This is a genomic window from Nitrosospira sp. Nl5 (assembly GCF_900102495.1).
GTDB lineage: Bacteria > Pseudomonadota > Gammaproteobacteria > Burkholderiales > Nitrosomonadaceae > Nitrosospira.
On the sequence record NZ_FMVQ01000017.1, the window covers coordinates 32,625 to 46,750 of the forward strand.

A 14,126-nucleotide genomic window follows, 5' to 3' on the forward strand; every position below is an offset into this window, starting at 1 on the left:
TTAGGCGAGGTGAGCCATGATGGGATTGAGAATTAGTTTTACCTGTTTCGTTTTTGCGCTTTCTGGTGGTTTTGCCTGGGCGGATGTTGTCTTCGATGGACGATTTAACACAGGCGATTTTTCCCGCTATCAGCTCGAAACGAACGGCGTTGGCTATAGCTCTAACGTACCCCCAAATGGTGTTCCAGGTCATTTAGAGCGAGTTCTCGATCCGGCGGGATCTGGTGAGTTGGTGGCGATGGCAACACGCGCCACTGGCGATGCTCCGACCCAGGGAGGTTATCGTTCGGAGATGAGCGCTCCTAAGGATCCTATTGGATCGGAGCGCTGGTATTCTTGGGGCTATTACCTTCCCGATACATGGAAAGACGTCAAGAATGTTGCCGTTATTGCGCAGGTCCACGACAAGCCCGATGTGGGTGAAAGCGGCGCGCGGCATGCGCCTCTTGCTCTCTGGATTGAGGGTGATAAATTAAAGTTAATAAATTCGTTCGATTACGATAGGGTTACCGCGCCACCCGGCACGTTAGCAATAAAGGGAGTCGATTATGAGCAGCGTGACTTGGCTTCATGGGAACTTGAAACAGGGAAATGGACTTACCTGGACCTTCACGTAAAATGGGCGGGGGATAATAGTGGGTTTCTTGAATTCTGGAAGGACGGGGTATTGCTTTTCCAGGAGAGAAATCACATTAACACTTTCAATGACGAGTGGGGGGTGTGGTTCAAGAACGGCGTGTATGATTGGTCATCCAACTCGGAACCCATTTCAACTTATTCCACCGGCGTCAAGATTGGAGATGGGAATGAAACCTATCAATCCATGGCCATGTCCGTCGCCCCTGAGCCAAGCGCGTATCTGATGATGCTGTTGGGGCTGGTTTGTATCGGTTTTATAGCTCACCGGAAGCCATTATTTGCACTAAATCAGGTGGGCTAAATAGATGAAAGGTATGTATCTGGTCGCCGGGGCTCGCCCAAACTTTATGAAAATCGCTCCCATCGTACGTGCCTTGCAAGCGCATGGCGGCTTGACGTTCAAGCTTATCCATACGGGTCAGCATTATGACCGGGATATGAACGATGTGTTTTTCGACGAGTTGGGTATTCCCGAGCCGGATGTTTTCATGGCGGCCGGGGGTGGCAGCCACTCGCAGCAGACAGGCAAGATCATGGTGGCGTTTGAAGAACTCTGCCAGACTGAGCGTCCTGATGCTGTGCTGGTGGTTGGCGATGTGAATTCGACGTTGGCGTGCTCGATCGTTGCCAAGAAGCTGAACATTCCGGTGGCTCATGTTGAAGCCGGTTTGCGTAGTGGCGACATGACTATGCCGGAAGAGATTAACCGCATGGTTACTGATAGCATTTCGGATTGGTTTTTTGTGACTGAGCCAAGCGGCATTGTGCACTTAAAGCAAGAAGGGAAGCCGGATTCGGTGATTCATTATGTTGGGCACGTAATGGTCGATAACTTGCTGTACCAAGCAGAAAAGTTAGCTAGGACCGATATTTCGGGTTTTGAAACAAACGCCTTCAAGGCGTTTAATGGAGGAAAGTATGGGGTGGTTACATTACACCGACCCAGCAACGTGGATAGCGCGGAGATGATGGAACGCATCGGGGGAGCGCTAAAGGAAATTGCAACCGAGCTGCCTTTGATCTTCCCGGTGCATCCACGCACGCGAGGCAATCTAGAGAAGTTCGGCATCGAATTGGGGCCGAACATTACGCTGGTTGGGCCCCAGCCTTATATGGCTTTCCTTAATCTGTGGAAGGACGCTGCGGTGGTGCTAACTGACAGCGGTGGCCTTCAGGAAGAAACCACCGCCTTGGGCGTACCATGCATCACCATTCGGGACAATACCGAGCGCCCAATCACAGTGGAGGAAGGGACCAATGTGCTGGCCGGTACCGACCCGCTACGCATTGTTGCCGAGGTGCGCAGGGTGCTGCGCGGCGAAGGCAAACAGGGCCGCCGGCCCCATCTGTGGGACGGCAAAGCTGCCGAGCGGATTGTTGACGTGCTGGTGAAGGAGATGTGACGAACCATTGCATGCGATGATACGGATGTTTCCGCCAAGGAGTAAGTATGAGTATAAAGAACATCTATGAGGATGGAACCTACCTTGCCAATAACCCAACGTGGGGCGAACAGGATTCCCCCTGGAAGGCCGAGAAAATAGACAGATTATTAAAAGAAAACAACATTTATCCATCAACAGTTTGCGAGGTAGGATGTGGTGCTGGAGCCATACTAAGTTGTCTGGCTAATCGCTATGACAAGACGCTGTTTTCAGGATATGAAATTTCCCCTCATGCACTTGAAATTTGCAGCAGGAAGACGAGACACAATCTGCGTTACTTTCACAAAAGTTTGTTGGACAACAGCGAGACTGCTGGGTTTGACGTTGTGATGGCCATTGATGTATTCGAGCACGTAGAGGACTATTTCGGATTTCTACGCAGTTTGCGGGATAAGGGAACCTACAAAGTATTTCATATCCCTCTTGATTTGTCAGTGCAATGGGTTCTCCGCGGTTCACCGCTGATAAAACAGAGACTGTCGGTCGGCCACATTCACCATTTTACCAAGGAAACAGCATTAGCGACGTTGACAGATACGGGGTATGAGATAGTAGATTATTTCTACACAAACGGCTCAGAGCTTCCGAATCGCGGCTGGAAAGCTGATTTACTGAGGATTCCCAGGAAGTTATTATTCTTGCTTGATCAGGATCTGACGGTAAGAATACTTGGAGGCTTCTCGCTAATGGTGTTAGCCAAGTAAGTATGGTTGTTCCGCTTGGACGGATTTGACGGTAACTTAACGAGCTGTTAAGGTTTGAGAAAGCAAATAAATTGAAGTCTTAAGAGGTTCAAAACCTTACGGGCAATTTCCACAAGTTCGGAGCAAGCGTAATTGGGTGAGTGAGGAGACTTCCCCGATTGACTCAGTATCATACCCTGATTGATAACCGTGATTCTAAATGAGCACCATGACCGGCGGACTTCTTGCACCGTGTGACCTTCACCTTCCTGATGAGTGCGCTACAGGCCGGTTCCATTGCACTCAATTATTACACTTAGCATGATTCTTGTCACCGGCGGTGCCGGTTATATCGGTTCGCACACCTGCGTTGAATTACTTAACGCCGGCTTTGATGTCACGGTTTTCGACAACTTTTGTAACAGCCACCCAGAGGCCCTGAAGCGGGTGGAACACATTACTGGCAAAAAATTGCATCGGATTCGGGGCGACGTCCGCGATCGTACTGCATTGGTAGCAGGCCTGCGGGAGAGCGGGGCCGATGCGATCATCCACTTCGCGGGTCTCAAGGCCGTCGGGGAATCGGTTAAACAGCCGCTTGCGTACTACGACAACAATATTGTCGGGACTCTTCGCCTGCTAGAGGCGATGGGTGAATGTGAGGTGCGAACACTTGTGTTCAGTTCTTCCGCCACGGTTTATGGTGATCCCCAGCGATTGCCCCTGACGGAGGACCATCCGCTCTCCGCTACTAATCCTTACGGGCGCACCAAGCAGATGATTGAGGAAATTTTGCGCGACTTGCATCGCAGTGATTCTTCCTGGCGGTGCGGTATCCTGCGTTACTTCAATCCGGTAGGTGCTCATCCCAGCGGCTTGATCGGGGAGGATCCGCAGGGCACTCCCGACAACCTGATGCCTTACGTAGCCCAAGTGGCGGTAGGACGTAGGGAAAGTCTCAATATATGGGGCAATGATTACCCGACCCCGGATGGTACTGGGGTACGGGACTATATTCATGTGGTGGACTTGGCGCTGGGCCACCTTAAGGCATTGGAAGCGCTGAGCAGCCCGGAATGGCAAGGGCAGGCCGGTTGTTTGACAGTAAATCTGGGTACAGGCACCGGCTACAGCGTACTCGATATGGTGCGGGCTTTTGAACAAGCGAGCGGACAGCCTGTGCCTTACAAAATCGCTCCCCGGCGCCCAGGCGATATTGCCTCTTGCTACGCCGATCCAAAACAGGCGTTGAAATTGCTTGGTTGGCGGGCGGAGCGTGGACTAGAGGCAATGTGTAAGGATGCATGGCGCTGGCAGCGTTCTAATCCTAATGGCTATGTAAGTTGAAAGTCAGAGAGCGCGAGGTGATCCACACGTTCTCAATATCCTTCGATGGCGTTTAGCCTGCGGAAGGCAGAAAGGTGCTCCTAATTGGGCAATACGGCTAAGATGCTTACTTGTTGGAAATTTCCATGCAATCATTAATCCCTGTCGTGCTCTCCGGCGGATCCGGCACACGGCTGTGGCCGCTCTCACGCGAGAAGTACCCAAAACAGCTCTTGCCGCTCATCGGAGAAGATTCCCTGTTGCAGGCTACAGTCCGCCGTATGGAAGGATTGAAAGACGTGCAGCTTGGAGCGCCGTTAGTGGTTTGCAACGAAGAATACCGTTTCGTGATCGCCGAGCAATTACGGTTGATGGGCAAGAAAAGCAGCATCCTGCTTGAGCCAGTCGGACGCAACACAGCTCCCGCCCTGACCTTGGCTGCCTTGGCAGCGCTGCGTGAGGGGGGGGATCCGGTTTTATTGGTGATGCCGGCGGATCACGTAATTGTCGATACAAAGAGCTTTCAGGCGGCGGTACATAAAGGCATGACGCTCGCGGCTGAAGGCGAGGTAGTCACCTTTGGCATCAGGCCCGATTCACCTGAAACAGGCTACGGCTATATCCAGTCCGGGGAGCCGCTGGATGACGAGGGAGCTTGCCGCATCGCACGCTTTGTGGAGAAGCCGGATCTGGCCACGGCGCAGGCTTATGTTGATGCCGGCTTTTATTTCTGGAATAGCGGCTTGTTTATGTTGCGAGCTTCAGTGTGGCTTTCTGCCATCGCTTTCTGTCGCCCCGATATTCTGGCGGCGTGCCGTGCGGCTTGGGAACAGGGTTCGATTGATGGCGATTTTTTGCGCGTGAGCAGAGATGCATTCATGCAATGCCCCACCGATTCGATTGATTATGCTGTAATGGAGCGGATCGCTGCTGGTGGTAGCTCATTGCCTGCTAGTGCGGTCATTCCGCTCTCGGCCGGCTGGTCTGATGTTGGCGCCTGGGATTCGTTGTGGGAGGTATTGCCCAAGGACCACGATGGCAACGTATCCCAAGGCGATGTGATGTTGCACGATTGCCATGACGTGCTCGTCATGTCGGAAGACCGGCTGGTAGCCTGCGTGGGAGTGGAGGACATGGTGGTCGTCGAAACGCCGGACGCTATCCTCGTCGCCCATATGAGCAGGACTCAGGATGTGAAGAAAATTGTCGATGACCTTAAGCACCGGGGAAGACCTGAGGGACAACTCCACCGGAAGGTGTTTCGTCCCTGGGGCTGGTACGACGGCGTGGATTCGGGCGAGCGTTTTCAAGTAAAGCGCATCGTTGTTAAGCCGGGCGCCGCCCTATCGCTGCAAATGCACCATCACCGCGCGGAACACTGGATCGTAGTGCGCGGCACGGCACAGGTGATGCGCGGCGATGAAACCTATCTGGTATCCGAAAATGAGTCCACGTTCATTCCGCTCGGTACACGCCACCGCTTGGAAAACCCGGGCTGCGTACCCCTCGAAATGATTGAGGTGCAATCGGGCTCATATTTGGGCGAGGACGACATTGTTCGTTTTGAAGACGCTTATGGACGGAAAGAAGGGTAAGCCGCTATTTTTTCGACTTTATTTTTGCTAGTCCGAACGGTCTATTGACCGCTTTACTATTCAGCGTAACCTGTCAGTCATCGTGTTTGGAAATTTCAATTTTCCCGGACTCGATGTACCTCAGATGTACCTCACTACTGTCAACAAAAAATTATCAACCGTTTTTCTGTGTTTCAAATATCACAGATGGTTTGATTTCAAGTGCTTTAAGTTATAGGAGGTAACTATGATTAATTTTTCTTTGAAACGAGCTGTAGCTATCGCAATGCTGGCAGGCGCCAGCGCCGGGGTTCATGCTCATACCGGGGAGCACACCCTTGGTAATGTAGCTGTTGATGTGCCGACATCCTTCAACAACGCCCTCTCGGCCCCCGGAGCGTTTAATGACATCTTCTCCTTTACTCTACCGGCTACTGCAAGCTCTGGTTACACTGTCCAGAATTTTCCATTAACTATTCCGGATGGAGGAAGCTTCAATACGATGCTCACGTCGCTATCGCTTGTTTCGAATCCTGACGGAGTATTGTTCAACCAGGACGATACGGTCCTCCGGACGGTTGCGAATTCAGATGGCAGCGAGTCTATCAATTTGGCATGGGGTCAACCCCTGCAAGGGGACGCTTATCTTAGCATCGCTGGTATCGCGAATGGCACGGAGGGCGGGTTGTACCATGGGGCGATAGCAGCAATTCCCGAACCTGAAACTTATGCAATGCTATTGGCTGGCTTGGGGCTGATGGGTGCAGTTGTTCGGCGCCGGAGCTCGCGCAAGACCTCTTGATGGACAGTCAATTTGGGACGGCCGCATAATACCGGAAGCGTTTTGCCCGATTCATAAGACGTTTCGTCGGGCAAGGCTCCCGCAGGGGCCATTCCAATTTTCTCGTCTTTTGCAATACCGGCAGTTTGCTTTTGCTGCGATCACGCAACTTTCATTCCGTCGGGTAAATGGCCGCCGTTTAGAAAGCTACTTATACCGCTCGAAATGATTGATGTGCAATCGCGCTCATATCTGGGGTTGTTGGTGTGGAAGATGCTTATGGATGAAAGGAAGGATAAGTAATTAATTTAATTAAATATTTTTTCTAGTCCGAACGGTCTATTGACCGCTTCACCGTTCAGGGTAATCTGTGAGGCATCGAGTTTGTGAATTAGCTTTTGGGACTCGGTGATGGTTGGTCGCCATCGAAAGGAATCGTTTGCTGCGTGGTCTAGCAAATCCAAGCAGGGAATTTCGATGGTCGAAGTATTTCAAATACAAACTTAAGGAGGTATGGATTATGATTAATTCTTCTTTGAAGCAAGCTGTTGCTGTGGCAATGCTTGCGGGTGCCAGTATTGGTGCCCATGCCGCGTCCATTGATGCTGGTACAGTCAGGTTCGATGTGCCGACATCCTTTGCCGGAATCGTGATGGGCGGCGGCGCAACAGGCCTCAATGATACTGTCCTCTTCACTCCAGAGGGGCCCGCTATCCGTTCAGGTTTTAGTGTCATAGATTTTCCAATTACCCTTTCGGGTGATGGTGGAACTTTTGCGCTGGAACTCGCCACAGTTACTCTCTCTTCGACTGGGGCTGATGGAGCGGTGGGGGGAGGTGACGATCAGATGCTGAAGACAGCCACATTTACTGACATTGGAAATGACAACAGTCATATCAGTTTCTCCTATGATCAACCCCTGGACGCGGCGGCGTATTATCTCAACATCACCGGGGTAACGAGTGGCACTCTGGGTGGCGCGTATAGCGGAGCGATCCAAATCTCGCCGGTTCCTGAACCCGAAAGCTTTGCCATGCTGCTCGCTGGCTTGGGGCTGATGGGGGCTGTTGTCCGCCGCCGGAGCATGAACAAGACTTCCTGAGTCAAACAAGGCAGGTATTGTTCTAAGCTGTAGATTCATTATCACGGCCTCTTCCGAGAGGCCGTTTCTGTTTCTTATTGGCACATCCTTTTTCTTCGATCTGGCAGCCCCCTTGCTGACATTGCATTACTGCATAATCGAAAAGGATGTCTAATTTCAGGCAGTTCAGCATGGCTCATTTTGCTTGACTTGAAGCACGGCTCGACAAATATTGAGCCTGAAGCTCCGATGGGCTCAACGCTCGTTCCAACCACTCATCACACCTTGCGATCGGCCCGAGCCTCCTCGCATCCAGGAATGCCGCTGTAGTTTGACTTTCGTCAGAATACAAGAGCAGCGGCCATTTTCCGTCATTGGTTATTGGTCTTTGGCCACAGCATGCATTTGCATTCTCGGTCAGAGCTGTCCAAAAAGAAAAACCGCCAAGAGTAGGTTTCGGAGGCGGTTTTATATTTAGCCGGACAAGTTACTTGCCGGTTTCCTGGTAGGCGCGATTGGACTCGAACCAACGACCCCCACCATGTCAAGGTGGTGCTCTAACCAGCTGAGCTACGCGCCTGGAAATCGGATTTTATCTGAAACGAGACGAGGGTTCAAATTATAATGCCGAGTTCTGGCAATTGTGTAATTGACTGACGCAATCTTGCTTTCGTGCTTTCTATCCATACAAGCTCATAAGGCACTCTCAACCTATGGAAAAAATCCGGCTCTCCAAGCTCATGTCCCAGAGAGGGCTATGTTCGCGCAGAGAGGCAGATCGCTATATCGAACGCGGATGGGTATTTGTGGATGGTGAGCGCATTACTGAGTTGGGCACCAAGATTTATGCCTTACAGGAAATAAAGCTAGACAATTCGGCGCAAGCGCAGCAGGCGAATCGGGTGACAGTGCTGCTAAATAAGCCTGTTGGTTACGTATCGAGCCAACCGGAACCGGGTTATCAACCTGCGGTTCGCCTGGTCAATGAAGAATCCCGCTTTCGTGGCGATCAAACCTCGCAACATTTTAGCCCGATGCATTTGAAAGGGCTGGCCCCAGCAGGGCGGCTGGATATAGATTCGTCGGGATTGCTGGTACTTACGCAGGACGGGCGCATCGCCAAATCCTTGATCGGTGCAGAGTCGGGGATCGAGAAGGAATATCTCGTACGCATCCAGGGCAACCTATCGAAGCATGGATTGGGTCTGTTACATTATGGTTTGAGTCTGGATGGTCAACCATTAAAACGTGCGGCGGTAGTCTGGCAGAATCAAGATCAATTACGCTTCATTTTGCGCGAAGGCAAGAAGCGTCAGATCCGTCGGATGTGTGAATTGGTTGGGCTGAAAGTTACCGGCTTGAAGCGCATTCGTATCGGCAGAGTAAAACTGGGCGATCTGCCCGTGGGAAAGTGGCGTTATTTGGGGGATTGCGAAGAGTTCTAGTCCAGGTTGCCCGATGAAGGATGCCGGCTTGGCTAGAGACGCATAGTTTAAAAAATAACTGAATGCTCCCAGCAGCTGTAAAAATATAAGTTTTAAGGAGAACAATGATTCTAGTTACGGGTGGTGCCGGATTCATCGGCGCAAATTTTGTGCTGGATTGGTTAAACCAATCCGACGAGGCGATTATCAACCTCGATTTGCTTACCTATGCTGGTAACTTGGAAAATATTGCCGGGCTGGCAGCAGATGCGAGACATACCTTCGTGCGTGGTGACATCGGCGACTCCGCTCTTGTAACCGAGTTGTTCGCGCGCTTTCAACCGCGCGCCATTATCAACTTTGCCGCTGAAAGCCATGTAGACCGTTCCATCCATAGCCCGGAAGATTTCATCCAGACTAACATAGTGGGCACCTTCCGGCTACTGGAAGCCGGGCGGGCCTACTGGAATGGATTAAATGGAAAAGCAAAGCAGAATTTTCGCTTCATCCACGTTTCGACGGATGAGGTTTATGGCTCTTTGGGCAAGGGTGAGCCAGCCTTCGATGAAACCCATTGTTACGAGCCTAATAGCCCCTACTCGGCAAGCAAAGCTGCCAGCGACCATTTAGTTCGCGCCTACCATCATACTTACGGCTTGCCTGTGATTACTACCAATTGCTCCAACAATTATGGGCCATATCAATTTCCCGAGAAACTCGTCGCACTGATGATCGTCAACGCTCTTGCGGGAAAACCATTGCCCGTGTACGGCGATGGCCAGCAGATCCGCGACTGGCTGTACGTAAAAGATCATTGCAGTGCCGTCCGCCGGGTACTGGAAGCAGGCGTTCCCGGTGAAACATATAACGTAGGCGGGCGAAACGAAAAACCTAATATTGATATCGTGCACACCGTTTGCACGTTGCTGGATGCGCTAAGGCCTCTAATTATCGGCTCTTACCATGCCCTGATCACCTTCGTCACGGACCGCCCTGGCCATGACCGCCGCTATGCAATCGATGCGAGCAAGATTGAGCGCGATCTGGGCTGGAAACCCGCCGAGACTTTTGAAACCGGTATTCATAAGACCGTGCAGTGGTATCTGGACAACCCTGCCTGGGTCAGCAATGTACAATCCGGCGCTTATCGTACCTGGCTTGAAAAGAATTACGAAGGACGCAGCTGATGAAAATTCTGTTGTTCGGTAAGGACGGGCAGGTAGGTTGGGAGCTACAGCGCAGTCTTGCGCCTTTGGGCGAGTTGGTGGCACTGGATTCTCACAGCCGGGAGTTGTGCGGCGATTTTACCTGCCTTGACGGTATCGCCCAAACTGTTCAAGCAATTGCACCCGATGTAATCGTGAACGCCGCTGCCTATACCGCTGTGGATAAGGCAGAGAGCGAGCCGGAGCGAGTCCGCACTATCAATGCTCTGGCTCCCGCTATGCTTGCCCAGGAAACCCGCAAGCTCGGAGCCTGGCTGGTTCATTACTCTACCGACTACGTGTTTGATGGCAGTGGGAGCAAACCCCGCGTGGAATCCGATCCGACCGGACCGTTGAATGTGTACGGTTCCACCAAGGTGGAGAGTGAGGCAGCCATACTTGCCTCGGGTTGCCATCATCTGATCTTTCGCACCAGTTGGGTTTTTGGTCCGCGTGGCGGCAACTTCGCAAGGAGCATGTTGCGTCTAGCCCAGGAACGCGAAAAGCTCACCGTCATCGACGACCAGATCGGCGCGCCCACTGGTGCCGACCTGCTGGCGGACATTACTGCTCACGCTATCCGCACGGCTTTGCAACAGCGAGGAGTGTCCGGTCTTTATCATGTGGTTGCGGCAGGAGAGACGTCGTGGTACGGTTATGCCTGTTTTGTATTAGATTTAGCCCGCCAGACCGGGCTCAGACTCAAGGTCGCGCCGGAAAACGTTTGTCCCGTACCAACCAGCGCATTCCCCCTACCTGCGCAGCGGCCCAAGAATTCGCGTTTAGAAACCAGAAAATTGCAAAATACCTTCGATTTGAGTTTGCCGCCGTGGCAAACCGGTGTAGCACGCATGCTTACCGAAGTTCTTGAGAAGCCGTTATGACCGAGCGCAAAGGCATCATTCTCGCCGGCGGTTCCGGTACGCGGCTTTACCCCGTGACGAAAGCGGTTTCCAAGCAACTGCTGCCTATTTATGACAAGCCGATGATCTACTATCCCCTGAGCACGCTTATGCTGGCAGGCATCCGCGACATTCTTGTTATCTCTACGCCGCAAGACACGCCACGTTTTGAGCAACTGCTAGGCGATGGAAGCGATTGGGGGCTAAATTTTCAGTATGCCATACAACCCAGCCCGGACGGACTGGCCCATGCCTTCACCATTGGCAGACATTTCATCAAGGATAATCCTAGCGCGCTAGTGCTGGGCGATAACATCTTCTATGGTCACGATCTGCAGATGCAATTGGAATGCGCCATGGCAAAGCGGGAAGGAGCGACCATATTTGCCTATCATGTACAGGACCCGGAGCGTTATGGCGTAGTTGCTTTTGATGCCAATGATCGAGTGACTTCACTGGAAGAAAAACCCCTCCAGCCCAAGAGCAATTATGCTATCACCGGCCTGTATTTCTACGATAACGAAGTCGTGGATATCGTCAGCGGGCTCAAGCCCTCCGCTCGTGGCGAACTTGAAATAACGGATGTTAACCGTATCTACCTGGAACGCGACCGGCTCAGCGTTGAAATTATGGGCCGTGGTTATGCGTGGCTGGACACGGGCACGCACGAGAGCCTGATAGAAGCGAGCAATTTCATTGAAACCATCGAGCACCGCCAAGGTCTCAAAGTAGCATGCCCCGAAGAAATTGCCTACCGGCAAGGTTTTATCAATACCGCACAGCTTGAGAAGTTGGCACATCCGTTGGCCAAAAACGGCTATGGTCAGTATTTATTGCGCCTGCTGAAGGAGGGAATGATTGCATGAAGGTGATTCCCACTTCTATTCCCGACGTGCTGATCATTGAGCCCCGAGTTTTCGGTGACAGCCGGGGGTTTTTCTTCGAAAGCTTCAACCAGAAAAATTTCAGTCAAGCCACCGGACTTGACATAGAATTTGTGCAAGACAATCACAGTCGCTCGGTCAAGGATGTGCTGCGCGGTCTCCACTACCAGATACGGCAACCTCAGGGGAAATTGGTGCGTGTCGCGCGTGGTGCGGTATTTGATGTGTGCGTGGACATCCGCAAATCCTCTCCGACCTTTGGCCGCTGGGTTGGAGTGGAGTTGACTGAAGTTAACTACCGCCAGATGTGGGTGCCACCCGGATTTGCCCATGGCTTTTACGTGTTGAGCGACAGCGCTGATTTCTTGTACAAGACCAGCGATTATTACGTTCCTGATTTGGAGCGCAGCCTCGCATGGAACGATCCGGAAATTGCCATTTCCTGGCCAATCGGCAATGGTACACAACCCATCGTTTCAGCCAAAGATATGCAAGGAGCGAGGCTCGCTAATGCGGAGGTGTTTGCGTGAGCCTCAACTTATTAATATGCGAGATACCCGAATAAATGGAATAATTTAAGGCCGGTAGTATTGTCAGTGGAGCCGATGGTAATTAGCTCCGCAGTGTGAAATGGGCAATGACTGCAAGCAAATTTAAGTTAACGTGAAAGGAAACAGTCCGACAAGGATCTGCGAGATGAGAGAAACGATAGCTGGGCAGGAATTTCCATTGCGGGAGGCGCACAACCTTGTCCGCGATCTGATGACGCCAAATCCCTGGATTTACTGGATTGATTTTCTTTTTCATATCTCATTGGGCTGGGCTGCCTTTGTGGCTGCTGTTTCCACGCCGCTGTTTTCCGCCTGGCAGCTTGTGAGTGTTATCGTTGCTACGTTCGCTCTTTATCGTGCGGCTATTTTCATTCATGAATTGGCCCATCTGAGAAAAGGCACGTTCAAGTTGTTCCGTCTGGTATGGAATGTTATTTGCGGGATACCGTTACTGATTCCATCCTTTACGTATGACGGCGTGCACAGCGATCATCACAAGCCTGACGTCTATGGCACCAGCAAGGACGGCGAATATATTCCCTTCGCAACCCTGAAACCGTCGGCGATGGTAGGCTATGTATTGCTGTCGTTCCTACTACCGTTTTTCTTTATCGTCCGTTTCCTCCTCCTCACGCCTTTGTCATATCTGATCCCGCCATTGCGTAAATTGATCTGGGAGAGGGCATCCTCTCTTACTATCGATATGAGTTATAAGCGTGCAGAAAATGCAATTCGCAATGACAAGCACTGGCGGCTGCAAGAGTTTGCTGCTTTCGTATTTGTAACAGTAGCCATCTTTTGCATCGCGTTGGGTATCTTGACCTATAAGGCTCTTGTTCTCTGGTATGCGATCGCAATGGTAATTTTCTTTATAAACTCGTTGCGCACACTGAGCGCGCATGCTTATCGCAATCCTGGTGATCATCAGATGGAATTTGCCGAGCAATATCTCGACTCCATCAATGTACCGGGTAATTTATTCATCACCGCCTTATGGGCTCCGGTTGGCTTGCGGTACCATGCGACACACCATCTTTTCATGAGCCTGCCCTATCATAATCTTGGCAAGGCTCAGCGCCGCTTGGTGAGTGGTTTGAGTGACAATACGCTTTACCTGAAGACTGTGCGTACCAGTATGTGGGATGCGCTGCGACGTATCTGGCGTGAAGCGTCAGCATCAAATCTGAAAACCAAAGTGCCCATCCCCGGGGCCACCTTGGACAATGCGATTGGCAGGCAAAGAAACGGATGATATAAGCTTTGATTGATTTAAGGCGCGGGTGAAAATAGATGGAATTGCGCGGGGTTGTTTTGCCGTCCATCTCTTAGCCGGCTAGGCGAGAGAAGCGGATTGACCCTCCTCTTGCCTGATCCCTCCCGCAATGTCCTTGTTCGCGCCGGCATGCAACATATTCATGGTTCCTACTGTAGCGCGCAGGCATGTTACCTACATTTCTTACAACTGTTTGAGCAATATTTTTGCTTCATTGACGGAAGAGAAGTGCTTATCGGTAGCGAGCAACTGCTCAAGTTCCCTGCGCGCTTTCTCCTTCTCACCGGCTTTAACCAGGCCGAGAATAAAATGATAGCGGATTTGGCCTACTTTCGGGGCCATGGAGACGGCTTCCGCC

Annotated in this window: 13 protein-coding genes and 1 tRNA gene; 13 read left to right on the forward strand and 1 reads right to left on the reverse strand. The window is 51.6% G+C overall.

Annotated elements, in window-relative coordinates:
• Positions 1-16 precede the first annotated feature (16 nt).
• From BLP45_RS13225 to BLP45_RS14675, 7 genes are all read left to right on the forward strand, one after another.
• The gene (locus BLP45_RS13225) at positions 17-940 is read left to right on the forward strand and encodes a polysaccharide lyase family 20 protein (protein WP_090372961.1); all 924 of its coding nucleotides are present in this window, start codon (positions 17-19) and stop codon (positions 938-940) included.
• A gap of 4 nt (positions 941-944) precedes the next feature.
• On the forward strand, positions 945-2,042 hold the full coding sequence (gene wecB / locus BLP45_RS13230) for a non-hydrolyzing UDP-N-acetylglucosamine 2-epimerase (RefSeq protein ID WP_090372962.1): 1,098 nt from the start codon (positions 945-947) through the stop codon (positions 2,040-2,042).
• A gap of 47 nt (positions 2,043-2,089) precedes the next feature.
• Positions 2,090-2,788 (forward strand): class I SAM-dependent methyltransferase, encoded by a 699-nt coding sequence (locus BLP45_RS13235; RefSeq protein ID WP_090372963.1) that lies wholly within the window; start codon positions 2,090-2,092, stop codon positions 2,786-2,788.
• Between the two features lie 300 nt (positions 2,789-3,088).
• The gene (gene galE, locus BLP45_RS13240; protein ID WP_090372964.1) at positions 3,089-4,114 is read left to right on the forward strand and encodes a UDP-glucose 4-epimerase GalE; all 1,026 of its coding nucleotides are present in this window, start codon (positions 3,089-3,091) and stop codon (positions 4,112-4,114) included.
• A 125-nt stretch (positions 4,115-4,239) separates the two neighbouring features.
• On the forward strand, positions 4,240-5,688 hold the full coding sequence (locus BLP45_RS13245) for a mannose-1-phosphate guanylyltransferase/mannose-6-phosphate isomerase (RefSeq protein ID WP_090372965.1): 1,449 nt from the start codon (positions 4,240-4,242) through the stop codon (positions 5,686-5,688).
• A 226-nt stretch (positions 5,689-5,914) separates the two neighbouring features.
• On the forward strand, positions 5,915-6,469 hold the full coding sequence (locus BLP45_RS14670; protein WP_176754758.1) for an FxDxF family PEP-CTERM protein: 555 nt from the start codon (positions 5,915-5,917) through the stop codon (positions 6,467-6,469).
• A gap of 499 nt (positions 6,470-6,968) precedes the next feature.
• Positions 6,969-7,550 (forward strand): FxDxF family PEP-CTERM protein, encoded by a 582-nt coding sequence (locus BLP45_RS14675; RefSeq protein ID WP_176754759.1) that lies wholly within the window; start codon positions 6,969-6,971, stop codon positions 7,548-7,550.
• A gap of 482 nt (positions 7,551-8,032) precedes the next feature.
• Here BLP45_RS14675 and BLP45_RS13260 read toward each other — a convergent pair.
• Positions 8,033-8,109 (reverse strand) — tRNA-Val (locus BLP45_RS13260).
• A 133-nt stretch (positions 8,110-8,242) separates the two neighbouring features.
• On the opposite strand from BLP45_RS13260, the gene BLP45_RS13265 reads away from it, so the two are divergent.
• From BLP45_RS13265 to BLP45_RS13290, 6 genes are all read left to right on the forward strand, one after another.
• The gene (locus BLP45_RS13265; protein ID WP_090372966.1) at positions 8,243-8,974 is read left to right on the forward strand and encodes a pseudouridine synthase; all 732 of its coding nucleotides are present in this window, start codon (positions 8,243-8,245) and stop codon (positions 8,972-8,974) included.
• 104 nt (positions 8,975-9,078) lie between these two features.
• The gene (gene rfbB, locus BLP45_RS13270) at positions 9,079-10,140 is read left to right on the forward strand and encodes a dTDP-glucose 4,6-dehydratase (protein ID WP_090372967.1); all 1,062 of its coding nucleotides are present in this window, start codon (positions 9,079-9,081) and stop codon (positions 10,138-10,140) included.
• Entirely contained in the window at positions 10,140-11,042 is a 903-nt protein-coding gene (rfbD, locus tag BLP45_RS13275) for a dTDP-4-dehydrorhamnose reductase (protein WP_090372968.1), read from the forward strand. The genes rfbB and rfbD overlap by 1 nt, the downstream gene beginning before the upstream one ends.
• Positions 11,039-11,926 carry a glucose-1-phosphate thymidylyltransferase RfbA gene (gene rfbA / locus BLP45_RS13280; RefSeq protein WP_090372969.1) on the forward strand — a complete coding sequence of 296 codons (888 nt, stop codon included), beginning with the start codon at positions 11,039-11,041 and terminating at the stop codon, positions 11,924-11,926. The genes rfbD and rfbA overlap by 4 nt, the downstream gene beginning before the upstream one ends.
• Positions 11,923-12,474, forward strand: a complete 552-nt coding sequence (rfbC, locus tag BLP45_RS13285) for a dTDP-4-dehydrorhamnose 3,5-epimerase (RefSeq protein WP_090372970.1) — start codon at positions 11,923-11,925, stop codon at positions 12,472-12,474. The genes rfbA and rfbC overlap by 4 nt, the downstream gene beginning before the upstream one ends.
• A gap of 166 nt (positions 12,475-12,640) precedes the next feature.
• Positions 12,641-13,747, forward strand: a complete 1,107-nt coding sequence (locus tag BLP45_RS13290) for a fatty acid desaturase family protein (protein ID WP_090372971.1) — start codon at positions 12,641-12,643, stop codon at positions 13,745-13,747.
• Positions 13,748-14,126 lie beyond the last annotated feature (379 nt).

Coding starts and splice junctions, on each gene's coding strand:
- rfbA (WP_090372969.1), top strand. CDS start 11,039: ATGACCGAGCGCAAAGGCATCATTCTCGCCGGCGGTTCCGGTACGCGG.
- rfbC (WP_090372970.1), top strand. CDS start 11,923: ATGAAGGTGATTCCCACTTCTATTCCCGACGTGCTGATCATTGAGCCC.
- BLP45_RS14675 (WP_176754759.1), top strand. CDS start 6,969: ATGATTAATTCTTCTTTGAAGCAAGCTGTTGCTGTGGCAATGCTTGCG.
- galE (WP_090372964.1), top strand. CDS start 3,089: ATGATTCTTGTCACCGGCGGTGCCGGTTATATCGGTTCGCACACCTGC.
- BLP45_RS13235 (WP_090372963.1), top strand. CDS start 2,090: ATGAGTATAAAGAACATCTATGAGGATGGAACCTACCTTGCCAATAAC.
- BLP45_RS14670 (WP_176754758.1), top strand. CDS start 5,915: ATGATTAATTTTTCTTTGAAACGAGCTGTAGCTATCGCAATGCTGGCA.
- rfbB (WP_090372967.1), top strand. CDS start 9,079: ATGATTCTAGTTACGGGTGGTGCCGGATTCATCGGCGCAAATTTTGTG.
- BLP45_RS13265 (WP_090372966.1), top strand. CDS start 8,243: ATGGAAAAAATCCGGCTCTCCAAGCTCATGTCCCAGAGAGGGCTATGT.
- BLP45_RS13245 (WP_090372965.1), top strand. CDS start 4,240: ATGCAATCATTAATCCCTGTCGTGCTCTCCGGCGGATCCGGCACACGG.
- rfbD (WP_090372968.1), top strand. CDS start 10,140: ATGAAAATTCTGTTGTTCGGTAAGGACGGGCAGGTAGGTTGGGAGCTA.
- BLP45_RS13225 (WP_090372961.1), top strand. CDS start 17: ATGATGGGATTGAGAATTAGTTTTACCTGTTTCGTTTTTGCGCTTTCT.
- wecB (WP_090372962.1), top strand. CDS start 945: ATGAAAGGTATGTATCTGGTCGCCGGGGCTCGCCCAAACTTTATGAAA.
- BLP45_RS13290 (WP_090372971.1), top strand. CDS start 12,641: ATGAGAGAAACGATAGCTGGGCAGGAATTTCCATTGCGGGAGGCGCAC.